15 protein-coding genes and 4 tRNA genes are annotated in these 23,414 nt (G+C 65.6%); 5 read left to right on the top strand and 14 right to left on the bottom strand.

Going from position 1 to position 23,414, the window contains the following annotated elements:
* Positions 1-53 precede the first annotated feature (53 nt).
* The 14 genes from rpoB to ACEPA4_RS03875 form a co-directional block, all read right to left on the bottom strand.
* The gene (rpoB, locus tag ACEPA4_RS03940; protein ID WP_005415409.1) at positions 54-4,208 is read right to left on the bottom strand and encodes a DNA-directed RNA polymerase subunit beta; all 4,155 of its coding nucleotides are present in this window, start codon (positions 4,206-4,208) and stop codon (positions 54-56) included.
* 329 nt (positions 4,209-4,537) lie between these two features.
* A complete protein-coding gene (gene rplL, locus ACEPA4_RS03935) occupies positions 4,538-4,906 on the bottom strand; it encodes a 50S ribosomal protein L7/L12 (protein WP_005415408.1) in 369 nt (122 codons plus the stop codon).
* Between the two features lie 63 nt (positions 4,907-4,969).
* A complete protein-coding gene (rplJ, locus tag ACEPA4_RS03930; RefSeq protein WP_005408203.1) occupies positions 4,970-5,506 on the bottom strand; it encodes a 50S ribosomal protein L10 in 537 nt (178 codons plus the stop codon).
* A gap of 386 nt (positions 5,507-5,892) precedes the next feature.
* Entirely contained in the window at positions 5,893-6,591 is a 699-nt protein-coding gene (rplA, locus tag ACEPA4_RS03925; RefSeq protein ID WP_014646045.1) for a 50S ribosomal protein L1, read from the bottom strand.
* A gap of 4 nt (positions 6,592-6,595) precedes the next feature.
* Complete coding sequence (rplK, locus tag ACEPA4_RS03920) at positions 6,596-7,024, bottom strand: 50S ribosomal protein L11 (protein WP_004145248.1); 429 nt, start codon at positions 7,022-7,024, stop codon at positions 6,596-6,598.
* A 299-nt stretch (positions 7,025-7,323) separates the two neighbouring features.
* A complete protein-coding gene (gene nusG / locus ACEPA4_RS03915; RefSeq protein ID WP_004154362.1) occupies positions 7,324-7,884 on the bottom strand; it encodes a transcription termination/antitermination protein NusG in 561 nt (186 codons plus the stop codon).
* A 10-nt stretch (positions 7,885-7,894) separates the two neighbouring features.
* Positions 7,895-8,308, bottom strand: coding sequence for a preprotein translocase subunit SecE (gene secE / locus ACEPA4_RS03910; RefSeq protein WP_004145202.1), 414 nt, complete (start codon positions 8,306-8,308; stop codon positions 7,895-7,897).
* A 49-nt stretch (positions 8,309-8,357) separates the two neighbouring features.
* A tRNA-Trp gene (locus ACEPA4_RS03905) sits at positions 8,358-8,433 on the bottom strand.
* Positions 8,434-8,535: 102 nt separating this feature from the next.
* Entirely contained in the window at positions 8,536-9,726 is a 1,191-nt protein-coding gene (gene tuf / locus ACEPA4_RS03900; RefSeq protein ID WP_065178958.1) for an elongation factor Tu, read from the bottom strand.
* A 41-nt stretch (positions 9,727-9,767) separates the two neighbouring features.
* Positions 9,768-9,843: transfer RNA gene (locus ACEPA4_RS03895), tRNA-Thr, on the bottom strand.
* A gap of 49 nt (positions 9,844-9,892) precedes the next feature.
* A tRNA-Gly gene (locus ACEPA4_RS03890) sits at positions 9,893-9,966 on the bottom strand.
* Between the two features lie 24 nt (positions 9,967-9,990).
* A tRNA-Tyr gene (locus ACEPA4_RS03885) sits at positions 9,991-10,076 on the bottom strand.
* A gap of 137 nt (positions 10,077-10,213) precedes the next feature.
* Positions 10,214-11,230, bottom strand: coding sequence for an isoaspartyl peptidase/L-asparaginase family protein (locus ACEPA4_RS03880; RefSeq protein WP_262090090.1), 1,017 nt, complete (start codon positions 11,228-11,230; stop codon positions 10,214-10,216).
* A gap of 105 nt (positions 11,231-11,335) precedes the next feature.
* A complete protein-coding gene (locus ACEPA4_RS03875) occupies positions 11,336-12,355 on the bottom strand; it encodes a cyanophycinase (protein WP_095377075.1) in 1,020 nt (339 codons plus the stop codon).
* 170 nt (positions 12,356-12,525) lie between these two features.
* Between ACEPA4_RS03875 and ACEPA4_RS03870 the strand changes: the two genes are divergently transcribed.
* From ACEPA4_RS03870 to ACEPA4_RS03850, 5 genes are all read left to right on the top strand, one after another.
* The gene (locus tag ACEPA4_RS03870; RefSeq protein WP_262090088.1) at positions 12,526-15,264 is read left to right on the top strand and encodes a TonB-dependent siderophore receptor; all 2,739 of its coding nucleotides are present in this window, start codon (positions 12,526-12,528) and stop codon (positions 15,262-15,264) included.
* A 162-nt stretch (positions 15,265-15,426) separates the two neighbouring features.
* On the top strand, positions 15,427-18,198 hold the full coding sequence (locus tag ACEPA4_RS03865; protein ID WP_262090087.1) for a response regulator: 2,772 nt from the start codon (positions 15,427-15,429) through the stop codon (positions 18,196-18,198).
* Positions 18,195-19,418 carry an EAL domain-containing response regulator gene (locus tag ACEPA4_RS03860; RefSeq protein ID WP_088496492.1) on the top strand — a complete coding sequence of 408 codons (1,224 nt, stop codon included), beginning with the start codon at positions 18,195-18,197 and terminating at the stop codon, positions 19,416-19,418. Before ACEPA4_RS03865 ends, ACEPA4_RS03860 begins: the two co-directional genes overlap by 4 nt.
* A gap of 121 nt (positions 19,419-19,539) precedes the next feature.
* Positions 19,540-22,767, top strand: a complete 3,228-nt coding sequence (locus ACEPA4_RS03855) for a hybrid sensor histidine kinase/response regulator (RefSeq protein WP_262090085.1) — start codon at positions 19,540-19,542, stop codon at positions 22,765-22,767.
* Complete coding sequence (locus tag ACEPA4_RS03850) at positions 22,764-23,405, top strand: response regulator (protein ID WP_049416983.1); 642 nt, start codon at positions 22,764-22,766, stop codon at positions 23,403-23,405. The genes ACEPA4_RS03855 and ACEPA4_RS03850 overlap by 4 nt, the downstream gene beginning before the upstream one ends.
* Positions 23,406-23,414: the final 9 nt, after the last annotated feature.

The raw sequence follows: 23,414 nt of genomic DNA, 5'->3' as shown, positions 1-23,414 counted from the left end.
GGCTTTCAGTTCACTGCCAGCGGCGCGGCGGCGGACCGCCGCGCCGGCATGGATCAGTTGTCTTCCAGTTCCATGTTGATGGCCAGCGAGCGGATTTCCTTCACGAGCACGTTGAAGGATTCCGGCATGCCCGCGACCATCTCGTGCTCGCCGTCGACGATGTTCTTGTACATCTGGTTGCGGCCCTGCACGTCATCGGACTTCACCGTCAGCATTTCCTGCAGGGTGTAGGCCGCGCCGTAGGCTTCCAGCGCCCAGACTTCCATTTCACCGAAGCGCTGGCCGCCGAACTGCGCCTTGCCGCCCAGCGGCTGCTGGGTGACGAGCGAGTACGGACCGGTCGAACGGGCGTGCATCTTGTCGTCGACCAGGTGGTTCAGCTTCAGGTAGTGCATGTAACCGACGGTGGTATGGCGGTCGAATGCTTCACCGGTGCGGCCGTCGTACAGCTGGGTCTGGCCACTGCTCGGCAGGTCGGCCAGTTCCAGCATGCGCTTGATTTCCGCTTCGGTGGCGCCGTCGAACACCGGGGTGGCCATCGGCACGCCGTCGGTCAGGTTGCGGGCCAGGCGCAGCAGCTCCTCGTCGCTGAACTGCGACAGGTCGACACGGTTGGCCACGTTGGTGTCGTCGTGGTTGTAGATGTCGTCCAGGAACTTGCGCAGGTCGGCGACCGCCGCCTGGGCTTCCAGCATCGCCTGGATCTTGCGACCCAGACCCTTGGCGGCCCAGCCCAGGTGCACTTCCAGGATCTGGCCGATGTTCATACGCGACGGCACGCCCAGCGGGTTCAGCACGATGTCCACGGTCTCGCCCGAGGCCATGTACGGCATGTCCTCGACCGGCACCACGTTGGACACCACACCCTTGTTGCCGTGGCGGCCTGCCATCTTGTCGCCCGGCTGGATGCGGCGCTTCACCGCCAGGAACACCTTGACCATCTTCAGCACGCCCGGGGCGAGATCGTCGCCCGCGGTGATCTTGCCGCGCTTGTCGGCGAAGCGACGCTCGAATTCCTTCTCGTGCGCCTGGATCTGCTTCTGGGCGCGCTCGATGGCTTCCGAGGCGTCCTCGTCCTTCATGCGCAGGGCGAACCAGTCAGACTTCTTCAGGCCGTCGAGGAAGGCGTCGGTGATCACGTCACCCTTCTTCAGGCCAGCACCACCATTGACCACCTTGCCCACGATCTGCGAACGCAGACGCATGTAGATGGCCGCTTCCAGGATGCGGAACTGGTCATCGAAGTCCTTCTTGACGCGCTTGATTTCGGACTCTTCGATCTGGCGGGCGCGCTTGTCCTTCTCGATGCCGTCGCGGGTGAAGACCTGCACGTCGATGACGGTGCCGTCCATGCCCGGCGGAACGCGCAGCGAGCTGTCCTTAACGTCCGAAGCCTTCTCGCCGAAGATCGCGCGCAGCAGCTTCTCTTCCGGGGTCAGCTGGCTTTCGCCCTTCGGGGTGACCTTGCCGACCAGGATGTCGCCAGCGCGCACTTCTGCACCGATGTACACCACGCCGCTCTCGTCCAGGCGGTTCAGCGCCTGCTCGGAGACGTTCGGGATGTCGGCGGAGATTTCCTCCGGCCCCAGCTTGGTGTCACGCGCGACGCAGGTCAGCTCTTCGATGTGGATCGTGGTGTAGCGATCCTCTTCCACCACGCGCTCGGAGAGCAGGATGGAGTCTTCGAAGTTGTAGCCGTTCCACGGCATGAACGCGATCAGCATGTTCTGGCCCAGGGCCAGCTCGCCGATGTCGGTGGACGGACCGTCGGCCAGCACGTCGCCGCGGGCGATGACGTCACCCACCTGGACCAGCGGACGCTGGTTGATGCAGGTGTTCTGGTTCGACCGGGTGTACTTGACCAGGTTGTAGATGTCCACGCCGGCGTCGGTGGCGCCAACGATCTCTTCCTCGTTGACCTTGACCACGATGCGGGCGGCGTCGATCTGCACGATCTCACCACCACGACGGGCGTTCACGGTCACACCCGAGTCACGCGCCACGGCGCGCTCGATGCCGGTGCCGACCAGCGGCTTCTGCGAACGCAGGGTCGGCACGGCCTGACGCTGCATGTTGGCGCCCATCAGTGCGCGGTTCGCGTCATCGTGCTCCAGGAACGGAACCAGCGCGGCCGCGATCGAGACGGTCTGCATCGGCGAAACGTCCATGAAGTGGACTTCCGCCGGCGGCTTCAGCAGCGATTCGCCCTGGAAGCGGCACGGAACGAACTGCTCGGTCAGGGTGCCCTTGGCGTCGGTCAGCGCGTTGGCCTGCGCAATGACGTACTCGTTCTCTTCAATGGCCGACAGGAACTCGACTTCGTCATAGACCTTGCCGTCCACGACCTTGCGGTACGGGGTCTCGAGGAAACCGTACTTGTTGGTGCGGGCGTACACGGCCAGCGAGTTGATCAGGCCGATGTTCGGGCCTTCCGGGGTTTCGATGGTGCAGACGCGGCCGTAATGGGTCGGGTGCACGTCGCGCACTTCGAAGCCGGCGCGCTCACGGGTCAGGCCGCCCGGGCCCAGGGCCGAGACGCGACGCTTGTGGGTCACTTCCGACAGCGGGTTGTTCTGGTCCATGAACTGCGACAGCTGCGAGGAGCCGAAGAACTCCTTGATGGCAGCGGCGACCGGCTTGGCGTTGATCAGTTCCTGCGGGGTCAGGCCTTCCGACTCGGCCATCGACAGGCGCTCCTTGACCGCACGCTCGACGCGGACCAGGCCGACGCGGAACACGTTCTCGGCCATTTCGCCGACCGAACGCACGCGACGGTTGCCCAGGTGATCGATGTCGTCGACCACGCCGCGACCGTTGCGGATCTCGGTCAGGACCTTGATCACGTCCAGGATGTCGGAGCTTTCGCCGTGGGCAGCGACCAGGCGCTTGGACTCTTCGTCGTTGCGCTCGCCGAAGTACTTGCTGTCGTACAGCACGGCTTCGCCGGTGGTTTCCTTGCGGCCCACGCGACGGTTGAACTTCATGCGGCCGACCGCGGACAGGTCGTAGCGCTCGAAGGTGAAGAACAGGTTGTGGAACAGGTTCTGCGCGGCATCCTTGGTCGGCGGCTCGCCCGGACGCATCATGCGGTAGATCTCGACCAGGGCTTCCAGCTGGGTCTTGGTCGGGTCGATACGCAGGGTGTTGGACAGGTACGGGCCACGATCCAGGTCGTTCACCCACAGGGTGCCCACGGCATCCACACCGGCCTTGCGGAAGGCCTGCAGCTGCTCGTCCGTGATCTCGTCGTTGGCCTGGGCCAGCAGTTCGCCGGTCGAGGCATCGACCACGTCGTGCGACAGGATGCGGCCGACGATGTAGTCGTCCGGCACGGCCAGGGCGGCGATGCCCGAGGCTTCCAGCTGCTTGATGTGACGCGCGGTGATGCGCTTGCCGGCTTCCACGATGACCTTGTCGCCGTCGGCGAGGTCGAAGCCCAGGGTCTCGCCACGCAGGCGCTCCGGCACCAGCTCCAGCTGGACGCCTTCATCCGGGTTGATGTGGAAGGTGTTGATCTCGAAGAACTCGGCCAGCATCTCTTCGTTGCTGTAGCCGAGCGCGCGCAGCAGGATCGACACCGGCAGCTTGCGGCGGCGGTCGATACGGGTGAACAGCGCGTCCTTCGGGTCGAACTCGAAGTCCAGCCAGGAGCCGCGGTAAGGAATGATGCGGGCGCTGTACAGCAGCTTGCCCGAGCTGTGGGTCTTGCCACGGTCGTGGTCGAAGAACACGCCCGGCGAGCGGTGCAGCTGGGAGACGATGACGCGCTCGGTGCCGTTGACGATGAAGGTGCCGTTCTCGGTCATCAGCGGGATTTCGCCCAGATAGACCTCCTGCTCCTTCACGTACTTGATGGCCTTGGTCGACGACTCACGGTCGTAGATCACCAGGCGCACGGTCACGCGCAGCGGGGCGCCGTAGCTCATGCCGCGCTGGCGGCACTCACGCTCGTCGAAGACCGGTTCGCCCAGCTTGTAGCCGACGTATTCCAGGGCAGCGTTGCCGCTGTAGCTGGCGATCGGGAAGACCGACTTCAGCGCAGCGTGCAGGCCGTGGTCCGTGCGCTTGGCCGGATCGACGTTTTCCTGCAGGAATTCACGATAGGAATCCACCTGGATGGCGAGCAGGAACGGCACTTCGAGAATCGAGCGCTGCTTGCCGAAATCCTTGCGGATACGCTTTTTTTCGGTGAACGAATAGGACGTCATGAGGTCTTCCACCTTGTTGTGCGGATCGTGCGCCCACGATCCGAAGGGAACTTGAAATTGTCAGTTGGAAGTCGCTGGTATTGCCGGCACCAGCACGCCTTCTCCCGCTACTTCCAACTGCCAACTCGTCTGCTACCACTCCCCCGCTGCCGCGCTCGGCGCTGGCCTGCCGGGGTTTGACTGCAGCCCGTGTTGGGCTTTTTCCTGCTTTTTTTCACATCCACGCATGGCGCGGATCTACAACACCGCAACAACGACCAAAGGCCGGGGGCTTACGCCCCCAGCCTTGGCTGCATCGCCGCGAATCGGTGACGATGCAAGGTAACTGCTTACTTGACTTCGACAGTCGCGCCAGCAGCTTCCAGGTCCTTCTTCATCTTCTCGGCTTCTTCCTTCGAAGCGTTGTCCTTCAGGACGCCGCCGGCTTCGGCCAGGTCCTTCGCTTCCTTCAGGCCCAGGCCGGTGATGGCGCGGACGGCCTTGATGACTTCGACCTTCTTCTCGCCGGCAGTCTTCAGGGTGACGACGAATTCGGTCTGCTCTTCAACAGCAGCAGCCGGGCCAGCGGCAGCAGCCACGGCAACCGGAGCAGCGGCGGAGACGCCGAACTTCTCTTCGATGGCCTTGACCAGCTCCATCACTTCCATCAGGGACTTCTCGGCGATGGCGTCGACGATCTGTTCGTTGGTAAGGGACATGATTAATACCTTTGGATGATTTTCTGGATTGAGGTTCCGTCAGGAACCACGGTAAGTCGAAACTCAGGCGGTCTCGGCGGCCGGCTCGGCAGCGTCAGCGGCGACATCGCCACCCCCCTGCTTCTCGCCAACGGCCTTGATGGCGCGGGCAAACATCGTGACCGGCTCGGTCAGGACGCGGGCCAGCATGGCCAGGGCCTGGTCGCGGGTCGGCAGCGATGCCAGCACGTCGACGTGGCTCGCCGGGAACACTTCACCACCGATGGCGACGACCTTAGCCTTCAGCTTGTCGTTGCCCTTGGCGGCTTCCTTGATCAGGCGACCGGCAGCGCCGGGCTCCTCGAGCGAGAACGCGTACAGCAGCGGACCAACCATCTGGTCCTGGGCGACTGCGAACTCGGTGCCTTCAACGGCGCGCGAAGCCAGGGTGTTCTTGACAACCTTCAAGAAAACACCGGTTTCACGAGCCTGCTTGCGCATCGCGGTCATCTGGGCGACCGTGGTGCCAGCGTATTCGGCTGCGATCAAGGAGTGGGCCTTGGCGGCGACGTCTGCCAGCTCGGCGACTACTTCTTGCTTCTGGGACAGATTGAGAGCCATTGCACTCCTCCTATTGAACTCCGCTTACGGCTCCTGCCGTGTGCGGTCCTGTGCGGCATCCGTCCTGGACGCCGGGAACATCGGGATGATGTTCCGGGGGTGGGCCGTTCTAGACCTGGAGTGGGCCAACCTGGGAAACCCAGACGTGCGTGAACCAGAAAAACTCCAGAAGGGCACCATCTACGCAGGGTGATTCCGGGGAATCGATTAAGCGCTCGTGACTGCTCCGGCGGCGACTCCTTGCCAGATCGAGCTTCCATGCCCGTCGCCGGTATTGCCACGACCGCGCCTGCGGTCTTTGACGGCTACCGCGGGCGATGCACTGCCAGCGATGCCTTCAAATGTCACGGTCACGGCACCCGGGGCACCGTGACCGCTTGAAACAATTACTTCAGGGTCAGCGACGACTGGTCGACGGTGACGCCCGGGCCCATCGTCGAGCTGACCGAAACCTTCTGCAGGTAGGTGCCCTTCGAGGTGGCCGGCTTGGCCTTGATCAGGTCCAGCAGCAGCGCGGTCAGGTTCGACTTCAGCGCGTCTTCGGCGAAGTCGGCCTTGCCGATGGTGCAGTGGATGATGCCGGCCTTGTCGGTGCGGTAACGGACCTGACCCGACTTGGCGTTCTTCACGGCTTCACCCGGGTTCGGGGAAACGGTGCCGACCTTCGGGTTCGGCATCAGGCCGCGCGGGCCCAGCACGGTGCCCAGCTTACCGACGACGCGCATGGCGTCCGGGGTCGCGATGACGACGTCGTAGTTCAGATCGCCGGCCTGCATCTTCTCGGCCAGGTCATCCATACCGACGGCTTCGGCGCCAGCAGCCAGGGCTTCGTCAGCCTTGGCACCGGCCGGAGCGAACACGGCGACGCGGACCGACTTGCCGGTACCGGCCGGCAGCACGGTGGAGCCACGGACCTGCTGGTCGGACTTCTTCGCATCGACGCCCAGGCGCACGGCGACGTCGATCGACTCGACGAACTTGGCCTTGGTGGCGGTCTTCAGGATGTTGATCGCGTCCTCGAAGGCGTATGCCTTGCCCGGAACGACGGCGGCCTTGATGGCCTTCTCACGCTTGGTCTGTGCCATCTTATTAACCCTCCACCACGAGGCCCATGGAACGGGCAGAGCCAGCGATGGTACGCACGGCGGCGTCCAGGTCGGCGGCAGTCAGATCCGGTTCCTTCGCCTTGGCGATCTCTTCCAGCTGCTTACGGGTGACCTTGCCGACCTTCTCGGTGTTCGGGCGCTTGGAGCCCGACGAGATGCCAGCGGCCTTCTTCAGCAGGGTGGTAGCCGGAGTGCTCTTGGTGATGAAGGTGAACGTACGGTCCGAATAGGCCGTGATGATCACCGGAACCGGCAGACCCGGCTCGAGCTTCTGCGTGGCAGCGTTGAACGCCTTGCAGAATTCCATGATGTTCAGGCCACGCTGACCCAGCGCAGGACCGACCGGCGGCGAGGGGTTGGCCTGACCGGCCTTCACCTGCAGCTTGATGTAACCGACAACTTTCTTTGCCATGTGAGTGCTCTCCGGGTGCTAGCGCCTTTCGACAACAGGCTCCCCATCGGACCGGGAATCACGCGTCCCGGCATCGCGTTTTGAAATCATGCTGAAGGCCACCTTGCGGCGGCCTCGTCCTGCTGGCTTTCCCAGCGGGGAGCCGCGCACTATAACAGGTTTTTTCTTCACATGCCTGAAGCGGCAGGTAAACGAACGGAACCGGGCCAGGCCCGGTTCCCTTTGGAGAGTCGAGCCTTGCCCGACTACCGCACCATCCAGACCCCGGAGTCGAGCATGGCTCGACTCGACAGCACAGGTCAGACGGCCTTTTCGACCTGGCCGAACTCGAGCTCGACCGGAGTGGCACGACCGAAGATCAGCACCGAGACGCGCAGACGGCTCTTCTCGTAGTTGACTTCTTCGACGACGCCATTGAAATCGTTGAACGGACCGTCGGTGACACGAACCATCTGGCCCGGCTCGAACAGCACCTTCGGACGCGGCTTCTCGACACCCTCCTGAACGCGGTTCAGGATGGCCTCGGCCTCGGAATCGGCGATCGGCAGCGGGCGATCAGCGGTGCCGCCGATGAAGCCCATGACCCGCGGGGTTTCCTTGACCAGATGCCAGCTTTCGTTGTCGATGCGCGGAATGCCGGCTTCCTCGTGGGTCTCGATCTGGACCAGCACGTAACCCGGGAAGAACTTGCGCTCGGAACGGCGCTTCTGGCCGGCGCGCATCTCGACCACTTCCTCGGTCGGGACCAGGACGTCGCCGAAGCGCTCTTCCATGCCGTCACGGACGATGCGATCGCGCAGAGCCTGCGCCACCGACTTCTCGAAGCCCGAATAGGCGTGAACGACGTACCAACGCTTCATGCAATTCTCCTTAGCGGCTCAGGAACCACTGAGTCAGTTTCTGGATCAGGAAGTCGAAGCCACCCAGCAGCAGGCTGAGGATGAGCACCACGACGATCACGACCCAGGTCATGCGGACGGCTTCCTGGCGCGTCGGCCAGACCACCTTGCGCAGTTCGAAGCGCGACTCGGAGAGGAATTCGCGGGTGTCGCGCCCCTTGCCGGTCAGCATGAACACGCCGATACCGCCAACCAGACCGACCACGACCGCCAATGCACGCAACTGACCCGCCCACGCACCCAGCTGGGCGGCGCGACCGGAGTCCGCGGAGAACCAGAACCAGACGAACAGACCGGCCAGCACCAGCAGCGATGCGGCGACATACTTGACGATATCTCCACCGTTGGCGGAGTTGTCCTTGGAGTGTTCGATCTTGCTATTCATCCGGCTGTGTCTGCTTTAGCGGCCCAGGCCGCTGGATAAGGTGGGCAGATGGCACGCCAGGAGGGACTCGAACCCCCAACCTGCGGTTTTGGAGACCGCTGCTCTGCCAATTGAGCTACTGGCGTACGTTGAAAACTTGCCTTCCCTTAGACGGCGAAGGCGGACCGAGGTTCCCGGCCCGCCATTCGCGTAACCGGCGGCGCTATGCAACCACCGGTACTGCAGGCTTACTCGATGATCTTCGAGACCACGCCGGCGCCGACGGTACGGCCGCCTTCGCGGATGGCGAAGCGCAGACCTTCGTCCATGGCCACCGGGTTGATCAGGGTGACTTCCATCTTGACGTTGTCACCCGGCATCACCATTTCGACGCCTTCCGGCAGCTTGGCGGCGCCGGTGATGTCGGTGGTGCGGAAGTAGAACTGCGGACGGTAGCCGTTGAAGAACGGGGTGTGGCGGCCGCCCTCGTCCTTCGACAGGACGTACACTTCGCCTTCGAACTTGGTGTGCGGCTTGATCGTGCCCGGCTTGGCCAGCACCTGGCCACGCTCGACGTCGTCACGCTTGGTGCCGCGCAGCAGCAGGCCAGCGTTGTCGCCTGCCTGACCCTGGTCCAGCAGCTTGCGGAACATTTCAACGCCGGTCACGGTGGTCTTCTGCACCGGACGGATGCCGACGATTTCGATTTCGTCGCCAACCTTGATCACGCCGCGCTCGATACGACCGGTCACCACGGTGCCGCGGCCCGAGATCGAGAACACGTCTTCCACCGGCATCAGGAACGGCTTGTCGATCGCACGCTCCGGCTCCGGAATCCAGCTGTCCAGCGCGTCGACCAGCTTCAGGATGGCCGGCACGCCGATGTCGCTCTGGTCGCCTTCCAGCGCCAGACGGGCCGAACCGGCGATGATCGGGGTGTCGTCGCCCGGGAACTCGTACTTGCTCAGCAGCTCGCGCACTTCCATCTCGACCAGCTCGAGCAGCTCGGCATCGTCCACCATGTCGGCCTTGTTCAGGAACACGACGATGTACGGCACGCCGACCTGGCGCGACAGCAGGATGTGCTCACGGGTCTGCGGCATCGGGCCGTCAGCGGCCGAGCACACCAGGATCGCGCCGTCCATCTGGGCGGCACCGGTGATCATGTTCTTGACGTAGTCAGCGTGGCCCGGGCAGTCAACGTGGGCGTAGTGACGGGTCGGGGATTCGTATTCGACGTGCGCGGTCGAGATCGTGATGCCACGCGCCTTTTCTTCCGGCGCGGCGTCGATCGAGGAGTAGTCCTTGAACTCGCCACCGAAGCGCTCGGCACCGATCTTGGTCAGTGCGGCGGTCAGCGTGGTCTTGCCGTGGTCGACGTGACCGATGGTGCCGACGTTGACGTGCGGCTTGGTGCGCTCGAACTTACCCTTGGCCATGGCTGCTTATCTCGAATTCGTCTGAGAGGTGATGCTTAAGATGGTGCTCACGAAAGGAATCGAACCTTCGACCTCTTCCTTACCAAGGAAGTGCTCTACCGACTGAGCTACGTGAGCCGAGTTTTGCATTATGACATGAACTCGATAATATTCAAAGTTCATTCAATGGAGCGGGAGACGGGAATCGAACCCGCACCATCAGCTTGGAAGGCTGAGGTTCTACCATTGAACTACTCCCGCGCCGGGAATGTCACAACGTGAAACTGGTGGAGGGAGGTGGATTCGAACCACCGAAGGCGTAAGCCAGCAGATTTACAGTCTGCCCCCGTTGGCCGCTTGGGTATCCCTCCTTACCACCCCAACCCGTTGCCACCGAAGCGTTGCGGTGTGTGGTGGTGAGCCGCTTATTCTGCTGATCAGGCGGGGGGCTGTCAACGCTTTTTTCCATCTTTTTCACACGTTGTCGCAAACCCATTGATACGCAAGGTTATTGCTTAGGGACCGGCAGGGTCTCGCTGGCGAAAATTGCGACATGGGGGACGCCATCGGCGCCGATCCAGCCCCGATACATGCCCTGGGTGTTGAACGGCATGGCCATTTTTCCGTCTGCGGCAAGCACGATCGCGCCGCCGTCGCCGCCCATCTTTGGAATCATCTCGTTGATCACGCCCCTGCCGGCCTGCTCCGGCGTCTGCCGCTGGTAGCGCATGCGCGCACAGATCTCGTGCGCGGCCGCAGTCCGGATGTAGTACTCGCCCCAGCCGGTGCCCGATACCGCGCAGCCCGCGTCGGCCCAGGTACCGGCGCCGATGATCGGCGAATCACCCACACGGCCATAGCGCTTGTTGGTCATGCCACCGGTGGAGGTGCCGGCGGCAAGCTGCCCCTGCGCATCCAGGGCAACCGCGCCCACCGTGCCGAAGTGCCTTGCGGTCTCCAGGTCGGCGTGCGCCTGGCCACTGGCCTCTTCCTTCAATGCGCGCTGCAGTTGCTGCCAGCGCTTGTCGGTACGGAAGTAGGATGGATCGACAAGGCCGATGCCCTGCTCCACCGCGAATGCCTCGGCACCCTGCCCGACCATCATCACGTGCCTGGACTTCTGCATCACGGCCTGGGCCAGCAGGATCGGGTTGCGCACCCGCTGCACGCCGGCCACCGCACCTGCAGCCAGGGTGGCGCCATCCATCACTGCGGCATCCAGTTCGTTGTGGCCGTCATGGGTGAACACCGCGCCCTTGCCGGCGTTGAAGGTCGGATCGTCCTCCAGCACGGTGATTGCCGCAGTGACGGCTGCAAGCGCCGGGCGACCGGCCGCCAGTTCGGTATGGCCCTTCAGCAGCGCTGCGCGCAACGCGTCGCGCGCAGCCTTCTCTTCAGCCGGCGACAGGTCCTTGCGCTCGACACCGGCGCCGCCGTGGATGACCAGCAACGGCGAGGCGGCCGGGGCGGCCTGGGCAAGCAACGGCAGGGACAGCAGCGCGGACAGCACCAGGCGCAGTTTCATCGGGTACATCTCCAGCAGGTGTAGTGAAAGGATTGCACCGGTAGTGCCGGCCGCTGGCCGGCACCGGTCGCATCAGGAAGGTGGGTTGCCGGCCAGCGGCCGGTACTATCGAAGCGTGAACTCAATCTCGCCGTCGCTGACGTCGGCCACGGCCTGGTAATCGGCCTCGGCCTGGAAATCATCCAGCCGCATGCGGCTGCCGCTGGCGACCACCGTCACCGGCACCGCATGGAAGCGCAGCGGCTCGCCCTCCACCAGGCGGTCGGCGTCGCGGCCGGGGCTGACCACCCAGACCTTGCCTTCGCCATCTGCGCTGTAGACCTGGGCCCGGCCATCGGGCTCAACGCACAGGGCGGTGTCCTCATCGACGCCGATGCCGACGATGTCAGGGTCGCCGCTGTCCTGGGCGGCACGTGCCACGAACACGATCAGGCGACCGAGCCGGTCACGCTTGTCGAAATGGGTGTCGGTGACCACGCGCTGCAGGTAGGGCATCTGCAGGAAGCCGCTGTCCAGGGTCACGGCACTGCCCATCGGGTCGGCCAGCGCACCGGCCGAGGTGATGCTGCCGCCATCCATGGCGCCATAGGCATAGCCGCCGAGGATGGCCAGGCCAGCGCTGGTACCGGCAATCGGCTTGCCGGCGCGCACATGGGCGTTGAGTGCACGGTTGAGTGCGGTGCCCTTCCAGAAGCGGATATAGCGGGACTGGTCGCCGCCGGCAATGAAGATGGCATCGGCCGCCGCGACCACGCGCAGCACCGCCGGATCATCGGCACCGCGGCGGCTGTCGAAGACCAGGGTCTGCACTGCGGTAGTGCCGCCGATCTCGCGGTACAGGCGGTCCTGCAGTTCGTCGCCACCGGAGGCGCGCAGAATCAGCACACGGCCATTGCCGGCCTGCTTCAGCCACCACTGGAAGGCCTCCGGCACCCACTCGCCACCGCCCATCAGCATCATGGCGGGCGCGCGCGGACCGGGACGCGGGGATTCCAGATCGCCGATTTCGTAATAGGCGAAGCCGGGGCCCTGCAGGTCCTGCGCGGGCGTGGCCAATGGCCAGGCCAGCACCAGCAGCGCCAGCCAGGCGAAGGGGCCAGGCAGGATCCGGTCGAGGCGTCGCATCTTGATCTCCCTGAACAAAATCGACTTGCAAGCGTTTTCACTCTTTGCCAGATAGGGGCCCAGTAGTCAAGGACATGAAAAAGGCGTTAAATGCGCGCGCCCATTCCGGAAGCCTGAATGGGGGACAGGGCCCCTCCTCTGCGGGCCGGCTTCATTTCCGAGAATTCCTCATGCGTAGACAGGCGATGGCGTGGTCGATCCAGCTGGCGTTGATGGGCGTGGCTGCTTCCGCGGCGGCCCAGGCACAGGCTTCCTCTCCGGTGCAACAACTGGATGCGGTGCAGGTCACCGGCTCGCGCATTCCGCGCGCCCAGGTGGAAGGCCCCGCTCCGATCACGGTGATCAATGCCGAGCAGATCCGCTCCAGTGGCTTCACCAGCGTGCCGGACGTACTGCGTGCAATGACCCAGAACGGCGGTGAGACGCAGAGCCAGCAGTCTTCCAGTGGCGCCGACTTCTCGCCGGGCGCCCAGCAGGTGGACCTGCGCGGCCTGGGCCCGAACCACACGCTGGTGCTGGTCAATGGCCGGCGCATTGCCGATTTCCCGATGCCGTTCAAGGGCCGCAGCAACTTCACCGATGTCTCCAACATCCCGCTGGGCATGATCGAGCGCATCGAAGTGCTGACCGGCAGCGCCTCGGCCATCTACGGCTCGGACGCGATCGCCGGCGTGGTCAACTTCATCCTGAAGAAGAAGGCCGACGGCACCACCATCGACATGCGCATGGGCACCACCAGCGAAGGCGGCGGCGAGTCGTTCGACATGAGCCTGGCCAGCGGTTTCAGCCGTGGCAACTTCAACGCCGTGTACAGCGTCGAGCTGCAGTCGCAGACCCCGCTGTGGGCCTATGACCGTGACATCCAGGACTCGACCCGGGATGGCCCCACCGAGGGTTCGCGCATCGCGCGCCGTGCATATCTGCGCACCGACTACAACGATGACTACCTGGACCCGGGCGCCGCCACCTGCGAAGCGCTGTCCGGCCAGAACCAAGGCAGCACCTATCGTGCCTACCGCCCGAAGTATGGCTACTACTGCGGCAGCGACAGCTCGATCGGCTACGGCACCATCCTCAGCAAGCGCCGCGGTGCCAACGGCTACGCGTCCCTGAGCTACGACTTCGACAATGGCCAGCAGTGGTTCGCCGACGCGCAGCTCGGCTACCACACGATGTCGCTGATGCGCGACGTCACCCAGTGGGGCCGCATGGATGCCAACGGTGATGAGTCGGGCTACTTCAACAACGAAGCCACTGGCGAGATCGAGTTCTGGCAGCGCCAGTTCTCGCCCGAGGAAATGGGTGGCCTGCGCAACGCCATGGTGCGCAGCACGCAGAAGACCTTCAGCGTGACCACCGGCTTCAAGGGCAACCTGATTGGCAACTGGGATTACGAAGCGGCGTTGAGCCATTCGCAGTACCAGTCGCGCATCAGCTGGGCACAGATCATTGCCGCCAAGGCCAACGACCTGTTCCTCGGCCCGCAGCTGGGCGTGGATGACGACGGTTTCCCGGTCTACAACGCCGATCCGTCACGGCTGTACCGTCCACTGACCCGCGCCGAGTACGACTCGATCGCCGCGCGTACCACCTACACTCCGAAGTCGCGCACGGAGACTGCCGCCTTCACCCTGACCAACTCGGCCCTGTTCGCTCTGCCGGGGGGCGACGCCGGGTTTGCCGCGACCGTGGAAGTGGGCCAGCAGGCCTATTCGCTGAACCCCGATCCGCTGGCGACCGGGTACTACTACTACAGCTGGAAGGATTCGGACGGCAAGGGTTCGCGCAACCGCTGGGCGGCGGCTGCGGAGCTGCGCATGCCGCTGCACGACACGGTCAACCTGAGCATGGCGGGCCGCTACGACCAGTACCGCTATTCCGGACACAGCATCGGCAAGGCGACCTGGAGCGGCGGCCTGGAATGGCGCCCGATCGATACCCTGCTGGTGCGCGGCTCCTACGGCACCGCATTCCGTGCACCGGACCTGCACTATGTGTTTGCCGGACCGGGCAACGACGAGACCAGCGCCGAGGATCTGTACACCTGCCGCCTTGAGGAAGCCAGCGACTGTTCCGATTACGAGCGCAACCTGATCCGCAGTCGCACCGGCAACCGCCAGCTCGACCCGGAAACCAGCACCTCGTGGAGCGCCGGCATCGTCTGGTCGCCGGCGATCGGCCTGGACCTGTCGGTGGACTGGTTCGACATCGACATGCGCAACCAGGTGCAGGACATGGACGTGCGCACGCTCCTGGCCAACGAAGCAAACTGCCGCCTGGGCAGCGCCGACATCAATTCGCCGACCTGCGTGGACGCGCTCGCCCGCATCACCCGCAGCAACGACGGACGCCTGTATGGCGTGCACGTGGAGCCGATCAACGTCGCCCGCGAATCCACCTCCGGCATCGACGTCGGCCTGCGCTATCGCCTGCAGACGGGCATCGGCGATTTCATCTTCAACGGCACGCACACCTGGGTGAAGAAGCATGATTTCCAGCGCTACCCCGGCGACCGCACCGAAGACCAGTTCGCGGTCAACAGTGGCTTCGACATTCCGCGCACCAAGACTAGCCTGAGCGTGACCTGGGAGAAGGATGCGTGGTCGGCAACGGTGTACGGCTCGCGCCTGGGCAAGCTGCCGACCTCGGACAGCTACGACCAGGTGTTCGACTGGGATAGCGGCGACAGCCCGTACGTGACGGCGACCTATCGCTACAACGCCTCGCTGCAGTACCGCTTCGACGACCACTCGCGCCTGTCGCTGTCGGTGGTCAATGTGTTCAACAAGATGCCGCCGAAGGACCGTACGTACACCGCTTACCCGTACTACGACGTGTCCTGGTTCGACAGTGTCGGCCGCACGATCAACCTGCAGTACACCCACAAGTTCGGTGGCAGCGCACTGTAAGTGCCTGGCCAGCGCCGATACAGGGGACCCCCGCTTTGGCGGGGGTTCTCTTTTCCGCCGCCTGAACGGTACCCACGCGCAGGCTCCGGCCTGACCGGCCAGCGGGGGATTTTAGGAAACAGCTGATTCCGCGCCATCAGCGCCGCTCCCTAGCATCGTTGCATGCTCCGCTTTCCCCGCCCTTCGCTGCAGCAGGCCGTGCCATCAACCACCGCGTCGGTGTTGCTGCGCTGCCTGACCGTCTGCGTCTTCATCTGCCTGGCCGCCGCGGCCGGATTCTACCTGCTCACGGCATTCACCGAAGACATCTCGACCCATCGCCGCGAGATGAATGCAGCGGCCTACAAGGCACAGATCTATTTCGACCAGCGCGAAGCCCTGCTGCGCTACCTGGGTGATTCGGTGCTGGCCGGCAACCCGGATGCACCAGCCGCAGACAGCGAGGGCGTGCGACAGCTGCCGCTGGATGGTCCCGGTGGCCAGCCGGGCCAGCGGCTGCTGCTGTCAGCGCGCGCTGAGCACACGCTGCAGGCACTGCAGACGCACCTGCTGCTGATCGATGCACACGGCGCGCATTGGCTGGCCGGGGGCGAGGTCGACGTCGACCTGGTGCACCTGCCATCGCTGCGTGCGCTGCAGGCACGCAGCGGCAGCCTCGAGGGTGCAGACCCGGTGTACTGGCTGCGGCCGGGTGACAGTGGCGTTGCGCTGGCGCAGCCGGTACAGGCGGGCCCCCAACCGGCGCAGTGGCTGGTGCTGCTGCTCGATGGCGCGGCGGCGGCGAGCATGATCGACGGCCAGGGCATTGGCGGTTATGCGCTGCTCGACCGTGCTGGGCAGCCTGCATTGTCCAGCCAGGCACCGCGGCTGGATGGTGCGGGCTGGAAGACCCTGCGGGAGCGCCAGGACGACAGCTTCGGCACGTTGTGGAGCGGCGGCCTGCCGCGCGGCGTAGCGCTGGTGAAAAGTGTCGGCAATGACGGCTGGCGGTTGGTCTACCACCTGCCGCCACAGCTGCTGCTGGGCGACCTGGCCGTGCCCCTGCTGGCCTGCGTGCTCTTGCTGCTGCTGGCCGGTGTTGCGCTGCGCCTGATACGGCATCGCGTGGAGCTCCAGCTGATCGAGCCGGCCCTGCAGCAGCACCGCCGCCTGCTGGAGAACCTGGACTTCAGTTCGACGGTGATCGACATGGCACCGGTCGGCATCTGCGTCCTGCGCCGCAGCGACCGCGCGTTGCTGCTCTCCAACCAGCTGCTGCGCGACTGGCTCGGCGAAGAAGGCGAACACAGCGACTGGCAGGCACCATGGCGCGGACATGCCGGCGAACGCGGGCGTGGACTTGAATTCACCGCCCGCGATGGGCGCCAGCTGCAGGTGCTGCACGCGGCCTGCCGCTACCAGGGCGATGATGTGCTGCTATGCGTCTTCCATGATATTTCCCGGCACCGCCAGGCACAGGCCGCACTGTCGTCGGCACGCCAGGCCGCCGATGCGGCCAACCAGGCCAAGAGCGCGTTCCTGGCCACCATGAGCCATGAGATCCGCACCCCGCTGTATGGCGTGCTGGGCACGCTGGAGCTGCTGGGGCACACCTCGCTGGACGCCCGGCAGTCGCAGTACCTGCGCACCATCGAGAGTTCCTCGTCGGTCCTGCTGCAGTTGATCAGCGATGTGCTGGATGTTTCCAAGATCGAGTCAGGCCAGCTCAGCCTGGAGCCGACGGCATTCTCGCCGCGCGAGCTGACCGAGAGCGTGCTGCGCAGCTTCGCCGCGTCGGCCACCTGCAAGGGCCTGCAGATCCTGGTCTGTACCGATCCGAGCCTGCCGACACGGGTGCTCGGTGATGCCGACCGCATCCGCCAGGTGCTGGGCAACCTGCTCAGCAATGCAATCAAGTTCACCGAGCATGGCCGGGTGGTATTGCGCGTGCGCCAGGTGCAGCGCGAAGCTGAATCGAGCGTGCTGGCCTGGCAGGTGACCGATACCGGCGTGGGCATCGCTGCGGAGGAACAGGCGCGGTTGTTCGAACCGTTCCGCCAGGTCCGCGGCGCAGCCAGCGCGCAGGGCACCGGCCTGGGCCTGTCCATCAGCGACCGCCTGGTACGCCTGATGAGCGGCGAGCTGCAGGTGGTGAGCGAACCCGGGCTGGGCAGCAGCTTCAGCGTCCGCCTGCCGTTGCCGGTGCTGGCCGCTGCCGAGGATGGCCCCACACTACTGCCGGAACCACCGATCCTGGTGCGCGGCCGCGACCGCGAACTGGTCGACAGTGCCTGTGGCTGGCTGTGTCGCTGGGGCGCCAACGCGCAGCCCCTGCTTGGCGACCCGGCGTTGCTGGACCATGACGGTGCGATCCTGATGGATGGCGAAGCCGGGATGCCGCTGGCCTGGTCGGGCCCGCGCGTGGTGGCTTCGATCGAGGGCGGTGACCAGCCGATCACTGCCGGTGATGGCAGCCTGGTGGTGACCCTGCACAGCATGACCGCGATCGGCAAGGCGCTGGCCAGCGTGCAGCACCAGCGTGCAGCGCAGCCGGTGGCCACGCGTACGGCACCACCGATGCCTCTGGGCCTGCGTGTGCTGGCCGTCGAGGACAACCCGATCAACCGGGTGATCCTGGCCGAGCAGCTGCGCACCCTCGGCTGCGACGTGGAGCTGGCACAGGATGGCATGGAAGCGTTGCAGCGGTGCCGTGAGCAGTGCTTCGATCTGGTGGTGACCGATATCAACATGCCGCGCATGGACGGCCACGCGCTGGCCCGCCAGCTGCGCGATGACGGCAACCCGGTACCGGTGATCGGCGCCACCGCCAATGCCACCGCAGAGGAGCGCGAGCGCTGCCTGGCCAGTGGCATGCAGGGCTACCTCAGCAAACCCGTCGACATCGCCCGCCTGCGCAAGGCGCTCACCGCCCTGCGCCAAGGAGACCCCGCATGACCCAGCGCGTCCTGATCCTGGAAGACCAGCCCTTCCAGCGTGGTTTCCTGGCCAATCTGTTCGGCAGCCGCGCCGGTGTCCAGGTCGATGCCTGCGAAGACGTGGATGCCGCCATCGCACTGTGTGCCTGCCAGCCCTACGACCTGGTGGTCAGTGACCTGCTGATGCCCGGGCAGGACGGCATCCAGTTCATCCAGGCACTGGCGGCGCAACCACGCCCGCCGCGCCTTGCCGTGGTCAGCGCGGCCCCGCGGCGGATGATGACCTCGGCACGGCTGATGGCCGAATCGCTGGGGCTGGATGTGATCGGCCTGCTGCCCAAGCCGGTGGCGGCCGCCGACGTGGACGCGCTGTTCGAGGCGCTGGCGCAGGCGCGCCCGGCCACCGACAAGGCCCCCTCACTCGCGGCAGCGGCAGTCCCCGAACCGGATGCGTCGCAGCTGCGCCAGGCGATGGCCGATGGCAGCCTGACGGCGTGGTTCCAACCCAAGAAGTCACTGCAGTCCGGACGGGTGGTGGCGGCCGAAGCACTGGTGCGCTGGCGCCACCCGCAGCTGGGCACGCTGGCCGCCGGCAGCTTCCTGCCGGCGATCTGCCGCTACGGGCTGGAGGGCGACCTGCTGCGGATGATGCTCAAGGCCAGCATCAGCGCACAGGCGCGTTGGCGCAAGCAGGGCTTCCGGGTACCGGTGTCGATCAACCTGCCGCCTCATCTGCTGGAGCAGTCGGACCTGCCCGATGAGCTGCTGGCGCTGACCCTGGCCCACGGCGGGACGCCCGGCGAGTTGTGCTTCGAACTGATGGAGAACAGCACCACGCGGCACGTCAGCGACTTCTATGCCGGTGCCTGCCGGCTGCGCATGAAGGGCTTCGGCTTGGCCCAGGATGATTTCGGGCAGGGCCTGAGCTCGGTCCACAACCTGGTCAATACCCCCTTCACCGAGGTCAAGATCGACCGCGCGCTGGTCAGTGGCTGCGCCCGAGACCCGGCCCTGCACCTGACCCTGTCGACGGTGATCGCACTGGCCAACCAGCTGGGCCTGATCATCGTGGCTGAGGGCGTGGAAAGTGATGCCGACCTGGCCGCACTGCGGCAGTTAGGGTGCAGCCAGGTGCAGGGGTTCCTGATCTCGCAGGCGCTGCCGTCGGACGAATTCAACCGTTTGCTGGACGAGGAAGCACCGCAACTGGACGAAAGACCGCGGGCCGCCCTGCGCTGACGCGGATTCCACGACGGCTTCACAAAAACATCAAGCGGCATTGATGATCCTGTCTATGCAGTAGCGGCGGACTTCGCGCCGCCACCGGTGCCGATGTCCGCCCCATGCCCTGAGACCTGCCATGCCGGCCGAGGCCGCTCCTGTACGCCGACTCGCTCGCCGCTCGCTCCGCGTCCATGCCCTGTTGATCGGCGTGGTGGTGCTGGCGACCCTACAGGCCGGACTGCTGCTGTCGGCCGGCTCGCAACTGTTGAACGAAGAGCGCAGCAAGATCGAGTACCACTTCCGCCGCCTGGACGGCACGTTGCGCGAGCAGGAGCGCTTCCTGCGCCAGTGGCGGCTGCATGATGTCGGCGTACGAGGCCAGCCGGTTGCCGATGCCAGCGTGGAACTGCAACGCGGTCCGTTGTATGCCAACTTCGCGGTGATCGGGAGCGAGGGGGCCGGTCGTTCGCCACCGACCGAGCTGGGCGACCGGTTCCTGCGCTTCTACGGCACGTTCTGGTCCGCTTCGCGCTACCCACCACCGCAATGCCTGCTGGTCGATGGCCAGGGCACACGCGGGCTGCTGGCACCGGTACAGACCGTCGGTACCGATGCAAGCCAGAACAGCCCGCATCACCTGCGACCGGCGATCGCCGACATCCACCGCGCACTGGGTACGCGGCCCACGCTGCAGCGCGGCGGCATCGCCTGGGTAAGCGTGCCGTGGCGCGACCGGCAGACCTGGCTGCTCGCCATCGCCCACACCCCGCAGGATGCGCGCCTGTGGGGTGAGGACGGCAAGGATTCGCAGGCCGCGCTGGCGTGCCTGCTCGATCCGGCACGTGTCGATGACTACCGGCAGGTGCTGGGTGTTCCGGTGTTCCAGCGGCTGTCGCTGTTCGATGCCGATGGCCAGCGCCTGCTGGGCGATGCAGCAGACGCCAGTGACGCTGGCACCTCCTGGAAGGCTGGCCTTGCAGGCCTGCAGTTCCGCATGCGCAGCGAGCGCGGCTGGCTGGCGGTGTACCACGTCAGCTGGCGGCAGGTGTTCCAGCACCCACAGGGGCCCTTGCTCGGTGCGACCGTGGTGGCCCTGCTGCTGGCACTGGGTGGCACGCTGGTGCTGCGCGCGTATCGGCGTTCGGTCATCGAGCCGCTGCGCAGCAACCACGCGCGGCTGCTGGAAAGCGAAGCCTTCAGCCGCACCATCCTGGACAACGCGCCGATCGGGCTGTGCCTGCTGCACCGTACCGATGGCAATGTGCTGCTGGACAACACCCTCGCCCGCCGCTGGCTGGGCGAAGACCACCACAGCGGAGGCTGGCATGGCCCTTGGCGGCGCAGCGTGCTGTCCGCTGGAGGCACCACGCTCGGCGATGGGCTGGCCTACACCACGCCCGAAGGCCGCCACCTACTGGTGACCGCGACGCCGGCGCGCTATCGCGGCGAGCCGGCGGTGCTGTGTCTGTTCATCGATCTCAGCAGCCAGCACGAAGCCGAGCAGGTGCTGCAGCAGGCGCGCCGTGCCGCCGACCAGGCCAACCGGGCCAAGAGCCAGTTCCTGGCCACCATGAGCCACGAGATCCGCACGCCGCTGTACGGCGTGCTCGGCACCCTCGAACTGCTCGGACTCACGCCACTGGATGCGCGTCAGCGGGACCACCTGGGGACGATCCAGCGTTCGTCCTCGACGCTGATGCAACTGATCAGCGACATCCTCGATGTCAGCAAGGCCGAGGCCGGGCAACTGAGCCTGGAACCCAGCCCGTTCGATCCAGTGCATCTGACCGAGGATGCGCTCGACTCGTATGCTGCCGCGGCCGCCAGCAAAGGGCTGCAGTTCTACGCCTGCATCGATGCCGACGTGCCGTCCGTGGTGTGCGGTGATGCGGCACGGATCCGCCAGATACTCAACAACCTGATCAGCAACGCGCTGAAGTTCACTGACAGCGGACGCGTGGTGGTGCGCGTCTCGGCACGCTGGCAAGAGCAGCGCTGCTGGCTGCAGTGGCAGGTCGCCGATACCGGCATCGGCATTGCCAGCGAGCACCAGGCACACCTGTTCGAGCCGTTCTTCCAGGCCAACCCGGGCACCGATGCGATGCGCGGCACCGGCCTGGGCCTTTCCATCTGCGCGCATCTTGTGGCGTTGATGGAAGGCCAGCTGCGCGTGGTCAGCGAGAGCGGCCTGGGCAGCAGCTTCAGCGTAGAACTGCCGCTGCCCCCGGCGCCGGCCGATCCGCAGCAATCTCCTGCGCCGCAGTTGCCTGCGGGCCTGCAGGTACAGGTGCGGGGCGGTGTGCGCGAGCTGGTCCAATCGCTGTGCGAGCGCCTGCAGCAGCGCGGTGCCTTGGCCAGCGTATACCGCGATGAAAGCGCGGCGGGCTTGCCGTCGTCCACCGTGCTGCTCGACCTGGTCCTGGACGACGCGTTGCCCGGGTGGGTGGATGGACCGCGTGCGGTTGCCTGCCGCGACGGCGGCGTGCGGCCACGGCAGATCGATGGCGCCTGGCAGGTTGGCCTGCACCGGTTCGACGCGATCGTGCTCGCGTTGGCTGCCGCCAGTGGCCAGCCGCTGGCGGCCAGCGCCGAAGGGCGCCTGCCGGCGACGCGCCGTTTCGGCCTGCAGGTGCTGGTGGCCGAGGACAACCCGATCAACCAGGCGATCCTGCGCGACCAGCTGGAACAGCTCGGCTGCCGCGCCGTGGTCGCCAGCGACGGCAATGAAGCGTTGGGCTACTGGCATCAGGACGAGTTCGCGCTGGTGCTGACCGACCTGAACATGCCCGGGATGGATGGCTATGGCCTGGCGCGCGCCTTGCGGGCGCGCGGTGTCAGCGTGCCGATCCACGGCGCCACCGCCAATGCCGACCCGGCCGAACGCCAGCGCTGCCAGGAATCGGGCATGCAGGGCGTGCTGGTCAAGCCGATCACGCTGGAAGCGCTGCAACGCCTGCTGATCCAGATCACCCGGGGCGATGCAGCGGTTGCCGCGCCACCGCAAGCACCGCAATCCACCGATACGGGCGATGATGATCTCCCGCTGCAGGTTCCCGCGAAGATGCAGGCGTTGTTCGTGCAGACCATGCAGGCCGACCTGGACAGCCTGCGCCAGTCGATTGCCAGCGCCGATCCCGCGCGCGTGGTGCAGGTACTGCATCGCATCCGTGGCGCACTGGTCATCGTGGGCGCACCCGCCCTGGTGGACAGCGGCCTGCAGATCGAGCACAGCCTTGCGAGCGGCGATGACCTGACCACCCAGGCGACGTCGCTTGCCCGCTTCCAGCGACGCCTCGAACAGCTGTTGCATCCGCTGCTTGATGCGGCCTCCCCTTCCCCACCTGACGACCCGACCCTGCCATGACCACACGGATCCTCATCGCCGACGACCACCCGATCGTGCTTGCCGGCATCCGCGACGTATTGGCCGGGGAACTGGACCTGGACGTGGTGGGTGAGGCGGCCGACCCGGCGACGCTGATCGAACTGATGACCCGCACCCGCCCACAGGTCGTGATCACCGACTACAGCATGCCGGGGGGCGACCGCTTCGGTGACGGCATCAAGCTGATCTCGTTCCTGCGCCGCAGCTTCCCGGAGACGCGCCTGCTGGTGCTGACGATGGTGTCCAATCCGTCGTTGGTTGCAGCGATGTATGCCGCCGGCGCCGGCGGCGTCGTGCTCAAGAGCCATGGATTGGGCAGCCTGGTACAGGCCCTGCGCGTGGTGCTGGCCGACCGCGTCTACCGGCCACCGGGCCTGCTGCCGGTCGCGGCGAGCGAACCAGCCGATGCCGATGCGGTCCGTGCACGCCTGTCGCCGCGCGAACTGGAAGTGATCCGGCTGTTTACCGGCGGCATGAGCGTGGGCGACATCGCACGCCAGCTGCAGCGCAGCGCCAAGACGGTCAGCACGCAGAAGATCAGTGCGATGCGCAAGCTCGGCGTGGACAGTGACCAGGCACTGATCGAGTACTGCCTGCAGGCCTCGTTGTTCGCCTGAGGCCCATTC

It is taken from the genome of Stenotrophomonas sp. P2112, from assembly GCF_041897515.1.
Taxonomy (GTDB): Bacteria; Pseudomonadota; Gammaproteobacteria; order Xanthomonadales; family Xanthomonadaceae; genus Stenotrophomonas; species Stenotrophomonas sepilia.
This window is presented reverse-complemented; position numbering and strand designations above follow the sequence as displayed.